The sequence below is a fragment of the Nocardia sp. NPDC058705 genome, from assembly GCF_042749305.1.
Lineage (GTDB): Bacteria > Actinomycetota > Actinomycetes > Mycobacteriales > Mycobacteriaceae > Nocardia.
Window position 1 is genome coordinate 51980 of record NZ_JBHYRN010000018.1, and the last position, 16400, is coordinate 68379.

Genomic DNA, 16400 nt, shown 5'->3' on the forward strand with positions numbered 1-16400 from the left:
CGGGTGCGGCGGGACCGTGCCGTTTTAGTGTCATGCCTATCGGCTATCAATTTTTCCATCGGCACGGCGCCTGTGGACATCCCCAGTCGGCACAGAAGTTTTCCGATGGTAGCAGTATGCAAAATACATATTGATCGAAAGCGTGGCAATAACATCGGACCGCATGGCGATCCCGCATTTTAAGGGCGAGAATGCAGGTCCGGGACGAAAATCACCAAGGTTCCTTCGCGCACGAAATCAGCTGAACGAATCATGCACGCCAAACAATTGCGCTTGTATTCTTAAATACGACAGCTTCACTTCGAATGGCTGTCAGTTTCACCCTAGGAGTACGCAATGTTCGACAAAAAGGTATTTGCGCGCGCGGCGATGGTTTCCGTGAGTTGCGCGGCAGCGGCGGCCACCTTCGGAATCGGACCGGCCCAAGCGGCCGGCTCCACCACCATCGCACCCGCGGGCGCGAATGTGACGGCGACCAATTCGGGCACGGTGAAATTCGTGGCGGGCAGCGTGACCGTCACCTGCACCAGCTCCGGCACGACCGGCGCGGTACCCGCCGCACCCGGGAACACGAACCCGAGCGGACCCGTTTCGGTGTCGATCGGGGCGCCGACCTTCTCCGGCTGCACCACCAGCATGTGGGGTGTCAGCGCCACCATCACCACCAGCGGCAGCTGGGGGATCACCGCTCAGAACGGCACGCCCATCACTGGTAGCCTGGCGATTCCCACCGGCGGCATGGTGATCAAGACCAGCGGCCTCGCCTCGTGCACCGCCGTGGTCGCGCCCACCGCACCTGCCTCGATCGCCGGCACCTGGACCAATGGGGCGCCTTCCACGGTCTCGCTGTCCAATGCGTCGGCACCGATCAAGGTGACCGGCGGATTCGGCTGCCCGACCAGCTCCACCACCGGCACGGTGACGGGTACCTACAAGGTGGCCAACTCCACCACACCCGCGGTGCCGATCACGGTCGGCCCCTGATTCCATCGGGAATATTCGGGTGACGGGTAACGCGACGAAGTCACTTCGAATTCGGTGAAATTCATGCGATAAAGACCCGCGTGCGCAGTAATGCGCACGCGGGTCCACATATTGCGAACCCTACTCCGCGGGCAATACCGTGCACTTGCGGTGAGTGCGCGGATTTCGGCATTTCCCAGGTGCGTCCGAAACACTCTTCCGGTGCCGTCCATATGGTTCGAATGCCCATGAGAATCAGTCCGGATGGTTATCCATCTCGGATGGGATTACCGCGATTATCCAGTCCGGGCGCACGCGGGAGTAGATGTTGCGACGCGCCCGCCCGGACCCCCGCTCCCTTCCTGACCTCCGCGCTCCCTAGACTCGACGGCATGACCAAGGTGAATCTCGAAACCAATTACGGACCGATCGTGCTCGAGTTGGACGACCAGGCCGCGCCGAACACGGTCGCCAACTTCGTCGACTACGTGAACTCGGGCCACTACGCCGGCACCGTGTTCCACCGCGTCATCCCCAACTTCATGGTGCAGGGCGGCGGCTTCGAACCCGGCCTGAAGCAGAAGCCGACCAAGGCCCCGATCCAGAACGAGGCCACCAACGGCCTGAAGAACGACAAGTACACCGTCGCGATGGCCCGCACCAACGACCCCCACTCGGCCACCGCCCAGTTCTTCATCAACATCGCCGACAACGCCTTCCTCAACCACTCCGCCCCCCAGGGCCAGGGCTGGGGCTACGCCGTCTTCGGCAAGGTCACCGACGGCTTCGAGGTGGTCGACAAGATCGCCGCCGTCAACACCGGCAGCGCGGGCCCCCACCAGGACGTCCCCGTCGACGACGTCATCATCGAATCCGCTTCCGTCGCTTAATCTTCTCGACGCAGCGCACCGGGCCGCCACCGATTCCCTCGGTGGCGGCCCGGGTACAACGCGCATCGAACTACTGACAGCGACAGACCCGACTCAGGAAACCCACGCTTTCAGTGGCTCGGTGTCGAGGCTGATACCTACCGGGGCCGGGATCGAGACCTCGGCCCCGAACGGCTGGATCAGGATTCGCTCGTATTCTCCGTCAACCGGGTTGCTGCGGACTACGACGCAGCCTTTTTCTCGGTCGATCAAGAGGTAGACCGGGATCCCCGTCCGGGCGTACGCGCGAGGCTTTTCGCAGCGGTCGCGACGGTCGGTGTCTTGGTCGTGGGAGGTTACTTCGACGACCATCAGGACCGGGGCGGGGTCTGCCCACTCTGATTGGCCTGCGAATACTCCAGTCGGCGCCAGGGTGCCGTCCGGTCGCGCTCGGCCCGTGCGGTAGGAGTCGATCTTCAAGCCGCGTTCCGGAAAGAGCCACAGTTCGGGCCGAAGCACGAGCAGGATGCGCATCAGCCATTCGAGCACGCAGTCATGGTCCCCGTCCGGCACTGCTTTCGCCCCCAGCTTCCCCTCGATGTACTCCAGCCGAACACCCTCCGAGACGTGACCGGCAACGCGAGCGAGTTCTTCGAACTCCCCGGTCGTCATGAGCGGCTCAGGCGCTGCGGTCATGGCACAACGATACCCAATGGCCTGCGCAAATGGGCCGCTCGAAGCGCCTTTCAACTGCCCAAGCGCGCAGTCGCACCCTGCGCGCGCAAAAACGGGCCGCTCGGTGGTTTCCGTAGCGGCCCGTTCGGGGGATCTGATTACAGCGGCAACACGTGGTGCTTGCGGGGGTTGCGCTGGATCTTCTTGTCTTGGAGCAACTTCAGGGCTCGGCGGAGTTCGAGGCGGGTGGTTGCCGGTTCGATGATGGCGTCGATGAAACCGCGTTCGGCGGCTACCCAGGGGGTGGCTACGTTTTCGTTGTAGAAGTTGATCAGGTTTTGGCGGATGGCGGCGCGCTGGTCTTCGGGGGCTGCCGCGATTTGGGCTGCGCCGAGGAGGCTTACCGCGCCTTCCGCGCCCATGACCGCGATGCGGGCGGTGGGCCAGGCGAGGTTGATGTCGGCGCCCAGCTGCTTGGAGCCCATGACCGCGTAGCCGCCGCCGTAGGACTTGCGGACCACCAGGGTGATCTTGGGGACCGAGGCCTCGACGTAGGAGAACAGGAAGCGGCCGCCGCGCTTGATGACGCCGACCTTCTCCTGTTCGACGCCGGGCAGGAAGCCGGGGGTGTCGACGACGAAGATCAGCGGGATCTCGAAGGCGTCGCACAGGCGCACGAAGTGCGAGGCCTTGTCGGAGGCGCGGGCGTCGAGGGCACCCGCGGCGGCCATCGGCTGGTTGGCGACGACGCCGACGGTGCGGCCGTCGATGCGGGCGAAGCCGGTGATGATGTTCTGGCCGGTGTCGGCGCTGATCTCCTTGAACTCACCGTCGTCGAAGATGCGCAGCAGGATGTCGTACATGTCGTAGCCGGCATTGTCGGAATCGGGCATGAACGTGTTCAGCTCGCGGTCGGAATCGGTGATCTCCGGCTCCAGGCCGGGGTTCACCACCGGCGGCAGTTCCTGGCAGCTGCTCGGCATGTAACCCAGGTACTCGCGCACCCAGGCGAACGCCGCCTCCTCGTCCTTGGCAACGTGGTGGATGTTGCCGTACTGGGCCTGCGTGCGCGCGCCACCGAGTTCCTCGAGGCTCACGTCCTCGCCGGTGACCTCTTTGATGATCTTCGGGCCGGTGACGAACATGTGCGCCGACTCGGTCGCGACCACCACATCGGTGCAGATCGGCTCGTACACCGCACCACCGGCGCAGTTGCCGAGGATCACCGAAACCAGCGGAACCATGCCCGACAGCGGCTCGAGATTGGTGGCCATCCAGGCGTACCAGGCGAGCGAGCTGATCGCCTCCTGCACGCGCGCGCCACCGGAATCGTTGATGCCGACCAGCGGAATGCCGACCTTCGACGCGTACTGCATCAACCCGCACAGCTTGCGCCCGAACGCCTCACCGACCGAACCGCCGTACACGGTCTGATCATGGGAGAACACCGCCACCGGGCGACCCTCGATCTTGCCGTGCCCGACGACGACGCCGTCACCGTAGAGCGCGGTCGGGTCGCCGGGCTTGCGCACCAGCGCGCCGATCTCGACGAAGGTGCCGGGATCGAGCAGCTGGTTGATCCGGTCGCGAGCACTGGGAATGCCCTTGTGCGCCCGCTTGGCGATGCCCTTCGCGCCGGCGGGCTCCTTGGCGAGCTCGAGCCGCTCGTGCAGATCGGCAAGCTTTTCGGCGGTCGTGCTCACTTACTTATTCTCCCTTGGCGGAAATCGCGGCCAGTTTGGCAGCGAGGTCGGCACCGATCTGGCCGATCCGCGGTTCGTCGACAATCTGCAGGTGGTCGCCCGGAATATGGACGATCTCGAGGTTCGGAACATACTCGTCCCAGCCGCCGTTCGGCCTGCGGTCGGCGAAGCGGGGCTCGAGCTCGATCGCGCCGTCGTGGTAGCGATCGGCCAGGTAGAGCACCACATCGCCGTCGTACTGACGGGGCTCCACCGCCAGCAGGGCGCGGTTCTCCAGCCACGAGGTGCGCTGGTGTTCGAGCACACCACCGGGGATCTTCGCGCCGGACAGCTTGATCAGATCGCTGATCATCGAGAACTGCTCGGTATCGGATACCGCGGCCAGCTCCTCGATCTGCTCCCGGTCGAGCGTGGTTGGCACGTTGTAGGTCTTCTTGGCGAAGGCCTGGTACCGCTCGAGGCGACGCACGCGCTCCTCGGGGCTGTTGTCCTCACCCTCGACGGTCATCGCGAGGTCGATCAGGCCGACGTAGCGCACGTCGGCGCCTTCCTCGCGCAGCAGTTGCCCCACCTGCAGCGCCAGCACCGCGCCCAGCGACCAGCCGTACAGCACGTACGGGCCGTTGCCCTGAATCTTGCGCAGCTCCGGCAGGTACTCGCGGGCGCGGTCCTCGATGGAACCCTCGACCCGCTCGAAGCCGTAGACCGGGGTGTCGGCGGGCAGGCGCTTCATCAGCGGCTCGTAGACCAGGGTGTTGCCGCCGGCCGGGTGGAACACGAACAGCGGGACAGCGTCGGAACCCTCGGGGCGGGCACGCAGCGGACGGATGAATCCCTCCACGTCGGCGCCGCTTTCCTGCAGGTTGCGGACGATGTCGGCGAGCGACTCGATGGTCTCGCAATCGAGCACGTCATCGACGGTGACCTCAGCGCCGACCCGCTCGGTGAGGCGCGCCGCCATCTTCTCGGCGAGCGCCTCTTCCAGGATCGGGAGGGTGTTGAAGATGCCGCCCGGTGAAGCGCCGGTGACGACGGCCCAGGTGGCATAGGTCAGGCGCTCGGCCGCGTCACGTGGCGGAACGTTGTCCTCGTCGCCTGCGGCGGCATCGGCGAAGTAGTCGATGTCAGCGACGGCCGACTCGGTGGGCGCCTGCTCCGAAACCGCGACGTCAACAGCACTATCGGCACCGACCGAACCAGCCCCGGCAGCGCCCTTCGTCGCGGCAGCTTCCGAAACAGGTTCGGCGGCAACAGCTTCCGACGACAGCTCGGCTTCCGACTTCTTCGCCACCGCCAGCGGATCCTCACCCGCGGCAATCGCGGCCCGAGCAGCCTCGACGAAGTTGGCGTCGACACCCAGCTCGACATCTTCACCAGCGGCCTTGGCAGCAGCCTGCTTCTCTGCCATCGCCGCAACCTCGTCGCGATGCTCGATCGCGTAGCGCAGCACCTTCGACACCTCGTTGAGGCTGGCGTCGCGCACGGCCGAGATCTGCAGCTGCGGGATGTCGAATTCGTATTCGACGCGGTTCTTGATGCGCATGGCCATCAGCGAATCGAGCCCGAGCTCCATCAGCGGGATCTCCATCGGAAGATCCTCGACGGCGTAACCCATGGACTCGGCGACGATCACGCACAGCCGCTGCTCGATGGTCTCGCCACTGTCGGGGCTCCACCGGTCACCGGTCGCGATGGCGATCTCAGCGGCGGTCGGCTCGGCGACAGCTGCCGGAACCGCAACGGCGGCAACCGGTTCGGGCAGTGCCGCACCGGAGGTGACGACCGCGTCGAACAGCAGGGTGAACCCGACCGGCGACTTGGCGTGTACCTGCACCGACGCCCCACCGAGGTGCGGGGTCAGCGTGGTGGTCAGCGTGCCGGAGGTGGGCAGCGCGGCATGCGCATGTGAAACAGAGACCGAGACATCGGAAAAGACCTGCGTAGCAGCAGATTTCACCAGTTCGGTCAGGTCGCTCACCGAGGAGGCCTGCACCTCCCAGGCGTGACGGCCGTCCGGCATCGCGACGTGCGCGCCGGGCACACGGGTGTTCCCACCGCCAGACGACATCGAGACCTTGGGCCAGTACTCCTTGCGCACGAACGCGGTTCGCGGCACATCGGCGTAATCACCTTGGGGCAGCAGCGAACTCAGGTTCACGGCGTGGCCGTGCACGTAGAGCTGGGCGAGCGCGCCGATCACACCGGCGGACTCGTCTTCCTTGCGCTTCAAGGTCGGGATGAGCTGCGCGTCGTGCACGCCCGCCGCGAAGGTGGTGCCCAGAACCTGCATCAGCGCAACGGAATTGGGGGCCAGCTCCAGGAACGTGGTGTGCCCGGAGTCGACAGCGGCCTTCACCGCGTTGGTGAACCACACGCTGTGACGCAGGTTCTTCACCCAGTAAGGCTCGTCGTGGATCGGGTCGGAACCGGGCTTGAAGTACAGGCCCTCGTGCACGGTGGAGTACAGGCCGGTCTTCAGCGGGGTCGGCTCGATGCCCGCCAGTTCGGCAGCGAGTTCGCCGAGCAGCGGGTCCATCTGGGAGGTGTGACCGGCACCGCGGGTGGGGAGGATGCGGGCGAACTTGCCCATCGCCTCGACCTCGGCGACGATCTGCTCCACCTGCTCGCGCGGCCCGCCGATGACGGTGTTGGTCGGCGCGGCGTACACCGCGCACTCCACGTCGGGGTACTTCGGCAGCAGCTCCGCCACATCGTGGGCGCTGAGTTCGACGAGTGCCATATTGCGCACTTCGTCGTCGGTGAGCATGGCCTCGCCCTCGCCCATCAGGCGCGAGCGGGCGCAGATCACGCGCACCGCATCTTCGATCGAGAGGCCACCGGCGATGTAGGAACCGGCCACCTCACCCATCGAATGGCCAACTACCGCAGCGGGTTCCGCGCCGTGGGCACGCAACACGGCGGCGAGGCCGAGCTGGATGGTGAAGATACCGACCTGGCAGGTGCCGACGTCGTAGTCCTGCTCGTCGTCGAGGAACATCTCGCGGATCGAGTAACCGGCCTCGTCCTGCACCAGCTCGTCGACCTCGTCGACGGTCTTGCGGAAGATCGCGTTCTCGCCGTAGAACTGCTTGGCCATCTTCCGGTGCTGGGAACCGAAACCGGAGAACACCCAGACCGGACCGTTGGACGCGGGCGAATCGGCGGTGAACACACCGGCGCCCGGCTTGCCCTCGGCGATGGCGCGCAGACCGGTGACGGCCTCCTCGTGCGTCTTGGCCAGCACCACACCGCGCGAACGCTGGTGGCTGCGCTTGGCCAGCGAACGGGCGACGTCGGCCAGCGGCACGTCCTTGCCCGCGCCTTCGAGCCAGTCGGCCAGCTCGGCGGCGGCGCGCTTGCGACGCGAGGGCAGGTAGGCGGACACGGCAAGGACGACCGGCAGCGGCTCTTCGCGCTCGCCGTCCCACTCGACGACGACGGTGGGCGCCACGATCTCGGCGGCGGCCTCGGTGATCGCGGTGGCCTCGGCGACCACATCGGTGGTCTCCGTGCCCTCGATCTCCTCGGCGAGCTCCACGGCGGCGACCTGCTCGGGAGTCACGTCCTCGACCACGGGGGCGGTCGGCACGTACTCCTGCAGCACCACGTGCGCGTTGGTGCCACCGAAACCGAAACCGGAGATGCCGACGGTCGCGACGCCGCTGTAGCGCGGGTACTCGGTGGGCTCGTCGACGACCTTGAGGTTGGCCTGCTCGAAGGGGATGTACGGGCTCGGGCCCGCGTAGTTGATGTTCGGCGGAATCACGTTGTGCTGGAACGACATCAGCACCTTCGCGAGAGCGGGCACGCCTGCGCCGGACTCGAGGTGGCCGAAGTTGGTCTTGACCGAACCGAGCAGGGCGGGCTTGTCGGCATCGCGACTGCGGCCGATCACGCGCGCCAGCGCCTCAGCTTCGATCGGATCACCGACCGGGGTACCGGTGCCGTGAGCCTCGATGTAGTCGACCGAGGACGGGACGATTCCGGCATCGCGGTAGGCGCGACGCAGCACGTCCGCCTGGGCATCCGGGTTCGGTGCGACCAGGCCGTTGGAACGACCGTCGCTGTTGACAGCCGAGCCCTTGATCACGCCATAGATGTGGTCGCCGTCGCGCTCGGCGTCGGCGAGCCGCTTGAGCACGACCAGGCCGCCGCCCTCGGAGCGGACCATGCCGTCGGCATCCTTTGAGAACGCCTTGATGCGCCCGTCCTCAGAGGTGCCAGGGGCGAAACCGAGCGTCGGCATCGGCATCAGCAACATGTTCACGCCACCGGCGAGCGCCATGTCGGCGTCGCCCTCCCGCAACGCGCGGACAGCCTGGTGCACCGCTACGAGCGTGGACGAGCACGCGGTATCCACGGTGACCGAGGGACCACGGAAGTCGAAGTAATAGGACACCCGGTTGGCGATGATGCCGTTGGAGCTACCCATCAGCGCATACGCCTCCGCCGTGGCGGGGATGTTCGGGTCCCGGTCACCGACCGCGAGGGCGGCGATCATCTGGAAATCGCTGGAGGAGGAACCGACGAACATGCCGACCGACTCGCCCTTGAGGTCGCTCGCCGGAATCCGCGCGTGTTCGAGCGCTTCCCAGGTGAGCTCCATCATCAACCGCTGCTGCGGGTCCATGCGCTCGACCTCGATCGGCGAGGTCGCGAAGAACTCCGCGTCGAAGCTCTTGACGACATCCTGGTCGAGGTAGCCGCCCCTAGTCTTGCCCTCGGCGACCGCCGCGGCCACATCCGGGTCACTCAGGAACTCCGACCAACGGCCCTCGGGCAGGTCGCGGATCGCGTCGCCGCGCTCCATGATGAATTCCCAGGTCGACTCGGGAGTGGTTCCCGCACCCGGCAGCCGTGTGGACAGGCCGACCACCGCGATGTCGTGCGCCTCGGACGGCGCGAACGCGGCCGTGTAGTCCGAGTCGTTCTCGACAGGCAGTTCCGGCTCACCGTTGATGATGATCTCGGCCAGCGACGCGATCGTCGGGTGCTGGTAGATCACCGTCGGAGCGAGCGCGACACCGGTGTAGTCCTCGATGTCACCACCGAGAGCCAGCGCATCGCGCGAAGCGAGCCCGAACTCCTCCATCGGTCGGTCGACGGTAATCGCGTCAACCGACTGACCGGTCGCGTCAGCAACCCAGCGACGCAACCATTCGCGCAGCTCGGCCACCGAAAGCTCACCGCTCGTCGGCGGGGTCGCGTTGTCACCGGAAGGGTTCATCGCACGGTCTTCATTCTGGGCGCCATCGTTGTCAGCCATCAGTCCTCAAGCTACCTGTCTGTGTGCAGGGCGCGCCGTGGAACTCCACGCCCGGCATGCGAAAGCACGCCGGGCGTCGTCCGTGTCGAGCCAATTACTCTTCCGGTGCATCGGGGAAAGCCTGCTGGGTGTAACCACCGCGCAGCGTTCCCTCGAGGTAGGCGGCCTTGCAGGCACGCCGGGCGATCTTGCCGCTGGAGGTACGCGGGATGGATCCCGCGGGGACCAGCAGGATGTCACGGGCGGTCACACCGTGGCGCTGCGACACCGCCGCGCGCACCGCGTCGGCGATCGGGCCTGGGTCGGCCTTACCGGCGCCGGGACCACGTTCGGCCACGACCACCAGCTGCTCGGACGCGTCGTCCACGTCGAACTTCAGGCCGGAGTGGCTGTCGGCCGCGAAGACCTCGGCGGGCAGCTGGTTGGCGGGCACCGCGAAGGCCGCGACGAAACCGGGACGCAGCGACTTGGACGCCTCCTGCGCGGAGAACTCCAGGTCCTGCGGGTAGTGGTTGCGCCCGTCGACGATCACCAGGTCTTTGACGCGACCGGTGATGTAGAGCTCACCTTCGAAGTACACGCCGAAGTCGCCGGTACGCATCCAGTCGGCATCGGGATCGGTGCCGTCGGCGTGCCCACCCTCGACCGGTTCGGTGACCTTGTTGCGGAACGCCTTGGTCGACTCGGCGGGGCGACCCCAGTAACCGATGCCCATGTTGTTGCCGTGCAGCCAGATCTCGCCGACCTGACCGTCGGGCAGCTCGCGACCCTGCCCGCTGTCGGCGGTTTCCGGGTCGATGATGGTGGCCCACTGCGACAGCCCCACGTACCCACACGAGACCTGCGCGATGGCCGACTCGTGCGACTGGTCGACGCGCACCATGCGGCCCGCGTTGAGCTCGTGGCGATCCACGTAGACGTACTTGGCCTCGTCCTCGGCACGCGTGGCCGAGACGAACAGCGTGGCCTCCGCCATGCCGTAGCAGGGCTTGATCGCGGTCTTGGGCAGCCCGTACGGCGCGAACGCGTCGTTGAACTTCTTCATCGACGACACCGTCACCGGCTCCGACCCGTTGATCAGGCCGATCACGTTCGACAGATCCAGCGACTCACCGGCCTTCGGCACCCCGCGCGCGGCGGCGTGTTCGAACGCGAAGTTCGGCGCGGCCGCGAAGGTGCCCGCACCGTCGGAAACGGCGGCAAGCTCGTTGATCCAGCGCGAGGGACGGCGCACGAACGCACTCGGCGACATGATGGTGATGAACTTGCCGCCGACGGCGGGCAGGATCACCGTCAGCAGGCCCATGTCGTGGAACAGCGGCAGCCAGGTGACACCGCGCGAGTTCTCGTTCATGTTCAGCGAGTTGATCATCTGCAGCAGGTTGGTGCCCACGGCGCGGTGGGTGATCTCCACGCCGGCGGGTACCCGGGTGGAACCCGAGGTGTACTGCAGGTAGGCGATGTCGTCGATCGCGGTGTCGGGGCGCACCCAGGAGTCACCGAGGGTGTCCGGGATGGCGTCGACGGCGATGATGCGCGGGCGCTGCGCGGCGGGCAGCGAACGGAAGAACTGGCGGACACCGGCGGCCGAGGAGGTCGCGGTGAGGATCGCCGACGGCTCGCAGTCGCCGAGGACGGCGTGCAGGCGGTCGGTGTGGCCCGGCTCGTCGGGATCGAACAGCGGCACCGAGATGGTGCCCGCGTAGATCGCCGCGAAGAAGGAGATCACGTAATCCAGGCCCTGCGGCGCGAGGATCGCGACCCGGTCGCCCGGGTTGGTCACCTGCTGCAGGCGAGCGGCCACCGCGCGCAGCCGTACACCGAACTCCTGCCAGGTCAGCTCGTGCACCTCGCCGTCGCGTTCCCGCGAATAGTCGATGTAGCGGTACGCGAGCGTGTTCGCGTCATTACGGGTGTGTACCTCGACGTGATCGACCAGGGTCCGACCCTCGGGAATCCTGATGTTCCCGGTTTCGTCCAGGTAGTCGTCGAAAGTCTCGTCCATTCCTTCTTCTCCTTGCGAGGACACGCGATGACAAGCTCTGCGGCCTCGACTCGCTATATCGCCACCGGCCATCGAACTCGCACGAACGTGCGTCGACAACCTGCGGATTTTCGAGTGGTCTGCGCGGTGACCACTAACGGCTAGATGTTTTCAAACCAGAATCATGTTACAGAGAGCCCCCGCTCACTCCTCCCGCAGCAGCGGAATGACGGGCGCGAAAGCGTCCATCTGGGTGGGAAAGATGCCCACATACGACATCGAAGTGAGTTGTCGCACACGCTTGACCTGTTCGGCGATTTCCTCGAACGTGCCGATCGCGATATACGGCGAGTCCAGAATCTCCTCGACGGTCAGTTCGACGTCGACTTCGAGGTCGGGGTGCAGGCCGCGTTTGATCGCGTTCAACGCCATCTCCGCGGTCTTCTCCCGGTCGTCGGTGATGAGGATCGCGGTGATGGCCCAGTTCAGTTCGATGTCGGCGAAGCGATCACCGGCAGCGGCCTTGACGATGTTGACCTTCTCGATCGTCTTCTCGAGCGTGATGCCCGAGAGCAGGCCCTTGCCGTTCTTGGTGGTCTGCGGCACGACCGAGACGATATCGGCGTGCTTGGCCGCCAGTGCCAGCATCTTCGGACCGCCACCGCCGGTGCACAGCGGCGGGCGCGGGCCCTGCCGCGGGCGCGGGGTGCCCTTGATGCCACGCACCTGATAGTGCTTGCCCTCGAAATTGCACTCCTGGCCGCGCAGCAGCGTGTCCAGGATGGTCAGCGACTCGTCGAGCTTCTCCAGCCGGATGCCGGGACGCTCGAACGGGATGCCCGCGTTGTCGAACTCTTCCTTGATCCAGCCCGCGCCGACCCCGACCTCCAGCCGTCCCTTGGACAGCACATCGAGGGTGGCCAGCTCCTTGGCGACCACGACCGGATGACGTAAACCGTTGGCCAGCACCGACGTGCCGAGGCGGATCTTGGACGTGGCTTGGGTGAGTGCGCCCAGCGCGGCGATCGGGCCGATCTGATCGCCGAGGTGGTCAGGAACGAAGAAGGTGTCGTAACCCATCTCTTCGGCTTCCTGCGCCGTCTGAACGAACTTGCGCGCGCCACCCTCCTGCTTGTTGCCCTCTCCGGCCGCTCCGAAGCGGAACGGACGCAGCGGCGTACCCAGCGCGGTCAACTCACCGACGGGTGCGGCAGCTTCGGTCATGGACTCTTCGCTCCTGGGGAGATGTGTACTCGGGCGCAATTCCCAGCGCACTTTACAGCGTGCGAGCAATCCGGCGTGCGGATGTCACAGCGGGGCGTGAACCATGGCAATCGGGGCCCCACTGTGACTGTGACAACTCCGTCAGGAATGCGGCGGATGTGGTGCGTTCTCAATAAGCCCGGCGGCCCAGTTGACCGTCCACTGGGTGGCCGTCGTGCCGTTGCTGTCGACGGTGTTCGAGGCGTAGAGAGCGTGTACGGGATTGCCCGCCGAGCGGATCAGCGCGGCGAGACTGCCGAGCACATTGAGCGGATTGAGGGCCTCGCGCGGCGCGTCACAGATCATGTCGCCGGGCACGCAGATGGAGTTCACCTTCGGCGCCAGCGAGCCGAAACCGCCGGGACGCGGACCGGTCATGCTGATGCCGGGCACATTGACGCCCTTGAGCGCCACCTCGGCGCCCTCCCCGGCGGGTGGCGGATCACCGATCTCGGTGGGTTGACCAGGACCGGTGGCGGTGCGGCGACCGTCGGCGATCACCGTCACGCCGAGCACATTGGCCTCCGGAACCGGACCGTTGCCCGCGCCGATCTGGGCGGCGATGTCACCGGCGATCACCCCACCCTGGGAGAAGCCCGCGATCACGAAATTCGTCAACGGGCATTCCTTGTGACGCTGGGCCAGCACGTCCGTCGCCCGCGCGGTGCCCTCGGTGCGGCTGTTGTTGTAGGACGCCTGACCGTCCGGCGGAATGGCGATCGGGTTCGAGAACTGGGCCACGTACGGGACCGTGTACACCTCGAGCCGGTTGTCCGGGAACTGCTGACGCAAGGGCCCGGAAACGCCGAGCATCAACGAGATCGGGTTCGCCGTCGGGTTGTACGGATCGTCGTTGCTCGCCGATTCCCAGGTACCAGGAACCGAGAGCAGCATCACATCGGGACACTCCGCCGACTGCGACGTCGGCGGCGGCGGACCGGGCGGTGTGGGCCCCGGCTCCTTCAGCCTGCCTGCGAGCAGGTACCAGAGCAGCACGATGACGATGATCGCCAGGACGAGCAGCGCCAGCACGGTGAAACACCCCGCAGGCCAGAACCTGCGGGAACGTCGCGTCGGTCGGGGCGTCACTAGCAGTAGGTCGAGTTCGCGGCGGCGATGTAGATCTGCGCTGCCTGGTTGACATCCATCTTCGACGCGTCGAAGGACGGATCGGTGCCCGCCATCGCGGCGACGAAGGTGGCGATATCGGCGTCACTGGCGCCGGTGCCCTTGGTCGAGCAGATGTAAGTCGCGGTGGTGAGCGCGGTGGTCTGGTCGCCGGGGGTGATGCCGTTCTTGGCCAGCTCGTCGAGGAACGCCTTGTCCTTGCCGGTCGCGGGGGCAGCCGCGCTGGTCTGCGGGATGGGCGTCGGCGTCTCGGCGGACGCGCTGGTCTCGGTGCTCGTCGGGGCCTCGGCGGGCGGCTCGATGACGACCGGGGGCGTCGTCGACGACTTCGCGGCGGCGCTGGAGGACAGCGTTGGCGTCTGCGACGCGGTCGAGTCGTTGCCGCCACAGGCGGACAAGAGGGCCACGGCAGCCAGGGCCGCGACCGATCCGGCTACCTTGCCATGGATCCGATGCATGAAGATGTTCCTCGATCGTTCGTCAGGGAAGCGGTCGCAGACCAGGCTAGCCGGACAATCGGCGCTGCCGGGTACCGCGCGGCGAAGCTCAGAGAGTTCTCAGCCCGAGCTCACACCCCGTGAACTTCGGATTTGCCGTCTCGCACCACGATGAACCCGGTCTGGAAGTTCTGCTGGATTCCGCCGGGAACGGTGAACTCGTCGCTCACCGGATACCCGAGTCTGCCGTTCTCGAACCCTTGCGCACCCCAGGCGTCGGCGAGCGCGCCGTTGCGCACCGACCAGGCGCCCGAGAGCGGGCTCCAATAGATGTTGCCGCCCTCGAACCGGCTCAACCGCCCGAAGTCCTTCAGCGGCGCTTCGCCTGCCACGGGGAAACCGAGCGGGCTGTTCTCGAAGCCCAGCTGGCTGTACTTGTCCAGGATGAAGCCCTGCACCTGATGCGCGCCGGTGGCCGGGCTGAAGAACATCGGACCGTGTTCGAAGGCCTGCACCGAGCCGTGACGGCTGGGCGTGGGGGCTTCGGCGGCCACCGGGTAGCCGGCGGGACCGCCCTCGAAACCCTGCTTGGCCCACGCGTCGAGGAACGCGCCGCGCACCACCTGGGCGCCGGTCTGCGGGGTCCAGTAGATCGAGCCGCCCTCGAAGGTCTGCATGCGGCCGCGTCCGTCGGGCAGGCCGTGATCGGCACCGTTGGGCAGGCCCAGCGGCGACGACGCGCCACCGATTCCGGCGTAGGTGCCACCGATGCGCCCGGCCACCGCGTGCGTGCCCGTCGCGGCGGAATGGAACACCCGGCCGTTCATGAAGTCCTGCACGATTCCGGTGCCCGCGGGGTATTCGGCGGTCACGCAGTTGCCGAGCCAGTTCGCCGCCTGCGCGACACCGGCGATCGCTCCGCCGAGCGCGCACGTGGCGCCGCCGGGATCGGTGCCGAGCGCCGCGGCCGCCTGCGTCCACGACTGCCGCATCTCGAAATCCCAGTACGGCCACGTATGTGTGCCCGCGGGACGGTAGTTCGCCTGCACCGGGATCGCCAGCTTCTCGAGCTTGGCGACGAAATTCTGGGTCGAAAGGCGCGAGAGGATCTCCAACCCGGTGCCCGCCCAGTTCTCGCTCATCAACGGCACTTCACCGAGCTGATCGTGGGTGCCCGCCAGCCCGCTGCCGCTGGAGACGTACATGCTCACGCCTTTGAGCTTGTCGGCCAGCAGGTACGGATCGTGGGCTTCCCACTCGGGGCTGCCAGGGGGACCCCACATCGCGCTCGCGTCGAAACCGCCCGCGTCCTTGTTGGCGAAGGTGATCGCCTGCGGCATCCCGAGTGTCGTGGTGGTGAGCAGGCCCGAGTAGGAGGCCACGTATTTCATCAGCCCCGGATTGCGGCCCGCGAGATTCATCGCCGCCGTGCCGCCCATCGAAAGTCCTTGCACCCCACGCACATCCGTAGTTCGCCAGTCACGTTCGAGAATCGGCGGGAGTTCCTTGGTCAGGAACGTCTCCCACTTGTAGGTGAGGCCGTTGTCGGGTGCGAGCCAGTCCGAATACCAGCTGGACTGGCCGCCCACCGGTAGCACCACGTTCACGTTCTTGTCGGCGTAGAAACCCTCGGCGTCGGCGTCTTTGGTCCAGCCGTTCTCGTCGTCCTGGGCGCGCAGGCCGTCGAGCATGAGCATCATCGGGAATTTCGCGTCGGGGTTGCTGTTCCAATCCCGCGCCAGCAGCATCTGCACCTGGATCGGGGTCTTCATCGCAGCCGAGTACACCCACAGCGCCACCCGCCGATCAGAGAGCCAGTCCACCCGCTGCACGGCCGAAACACCTGGCTGCGCCTGCGCGGGAACCGTGACGGCTGGTCCGAGCAAGGCCGCCGCCATGACCGCGATTCCGAGGATCCGACGCATCGGTGTCGAGACTCCACGATTTTTCATCACGCGACCCTCCTCATCCCGGAATTGGGACACAGCATCACCGTCGGTTGTACCGCAGCATCGCGGGATAACCAGGGACGACACGCGAAGGGCGCGTACAACAAAAAGACCGGCCCACCCTGGGGGTGAGCCGGTCTTCGAGGTGTTGCTGAGCGGAAAC

Annotated in this window: 10 protein-coding genes; 2 read left to right on the plus strand and 8 right to left on the minus strand. The window is 66.4% G+C overall.

Going from position 1 to position 16400, the window contains the following annotated elements; translation table 11 throughout:
• Nucleotides 1–336 precede the first annotated feature (336 nt).
• Both ACFW6D_RS20715 and ACFW6D_RS20720 read left to right on the plus strand, forming a co-directional pair.
• Entirely contained in the window at nt 337–984 is a 648-nt protein-coding gene (locus ACFW6D_RS20715; RefSeq protein WP_379330421.1) for a hypothetical protein, read from the plus strand.
• 371 nt (nt 985–1355) lie between these two features.
• Entirely contained in the window at nt 1356–1853 is a 498-nt protein-coding gene (locus ACFW6D_RS20720) for a peptidylprolyl isomerase (protein ID WP_379236357.1), read from the plus strand.
• 93 nt (nt 1854–1946) lie between these two features.
• Here the strand turns inward: ACFW6D_RS20720 and ACFW6D_RS20725 are convergent, their stop codons facing one another.
• The 8 genes from ACFW6D_RS20725 to ACFW6D_RS20760 form a co-directional block, all read right to left on the minus strand.
• A complete protein-coding gene (locus tag ACFW6D_RS20725; protein ID WP_379330423.1) occupies nt 1947–2528 on the minus strand; it encodes a Uma2 family endonuclease in 582 nt (193 codons plus the stop codon).
• Nucleotides 2529–2665: 137 nt separating this feature from the next.
• Nucleotides 2666–4210, minus strand: a complete 1545-nt coding sequence (locus tag ACFW6D_RS20730) for an acyl-CoA carboxylase subunit beta (RefSeq protein ID WP_379330425.1) — start codon at nt 4208–4210, stop codon at nt 2666–2668.
• A gap of 4 nt (nt 4211–4214) precedes the next feature.
• Nucleotides 4215–9476: a polyketide synthase Pks13 gene (gene pks13 / locus ACFW6D_RS20735; protein ID WP_379330427.1), complete on the minus strand. Its 5262-nt coding sequence runs from the start codon at nt 9474–9476 to the stop codon at nt 4215–4217.
• A 94-nt stretch (nt 9477–9570) separates the two neighbouring features.
• Nucleotides 9571–11481, minus strand: a complete 1911-nt coding sequence (gene fadD32 / locus ACFW6D_RS20740) for a long-chain-fatty-acid--AMP ligase FadD32 (protein WP_379330429.1) — start codon at nt 11479–11481, stop codon at nt 9571–9573.
• 183 nt (nt 11482–11664) lie between these two features.
• Complete coding sequence (locus ACFW6D_RS20745) at nt 11665–12684, minus strand: LLM class F420-dependent oxidoreductase (RefSeq protein WP_379330431.1); 1020 nt, start codon at nt 12682–12684, stop codon at nt 11665–11667.
• 141 nt (nt 12685–12825) lie between these two features.
• A complete protein-coding gene (locus tag ACFW6D_RS20750) occupies nt 12826–13818 on the minus strand; it encodes a cutinase family protein (protein ID WP_379330532.1) in 993 nt (330 codons plus the stop codon).
• Complete coding sequence (locus ACFW6D_RS20755; RefSeq protein ID WP_379330433.1) at nt 13812–14309, minus strand: DUF732 domain-containing protein; 498 nt, start codon at nt 14307–14309, stop codon at nt 13812–13814. The genes ACFW6D_RS20750 and ACFW6D_RS20755 overlap by 7 nt, the downstream gene beginning before the upstream one ends.
• Nucleotides 14310–14419: 110 nt before the next feature.
• Entirely contained in the window at nt 14420–16240 is a 1821-nt protein-coding gene (locus ACFW6D_RS20760) for an alpha/beta hydrolase-fold protein (RefSeq protein ID WP_379330534.1), read from the minus strand.
• Nucleotides 16241–16400: the final 160 nt, after the last annotated feature.

Excerpts from the sequence above, each read along its gene's own strand:
- ACFW6D_RS20725 (WP_379330423.1), bottom strand. The coding sequence starts at position 2,528 with ATGACCGCAGCGCCTGAGCCGCTCATGACGACCGGGGAGTTCGAAGAA.
- pks13 (WP_379330427.1), bottom strand. The coding sequence starts at position 9,476 with ATGGCTGACAACGATGGCGCCCAGAATGAAGACCGTGCGATGAACCCT.
- fadD32 (WP_379330429.1), bottom strand. The coding sequence starts at position 11,481 with ATGGACGAGACTTTCGACGACTACCTGGACGAAACCGGGAACATCAGG.
- ACFW6D_RS20760 (WP_379330534.1), bottom strand. The coding sequence starts at position 16,240 with ATGAAAAATCGTGGAGTCTCGACACCGATGCGTCGGATCCTCGGAATC.
- ACFW6D_RS20745 (WP_379330431.1), bottom strand. The coding sequence starts at position 12,684 with ATGACCGAAGCTGCCGCACCCGTCGGTGAGTTGACCGCGCTGGGTACG.
- ACFW6D_RS20715 (WP_379330421.1), top strand. The coding sequence starts at position 337 with ATGTTCGACAAAAAGGTATTTGCGCGCGCGGCGATGGTTTCCGTGAGT.
- ACFW6D_RS20755 (WP_379330433.1), bottom strand. The coding sequence starts at position 14,309 with ATGCATCGGATCCATGGCAAGGTAGCCGGATCGGTCGCGGCCCTGGCT.
- ACFW6D_RS20720 (WP_379236357.1), top strand. The coding sequence starts at position 1,356 with ATGACCAAGGTGAATCTCGAAACCAATTACGGACCGATCGTGCTCGAG.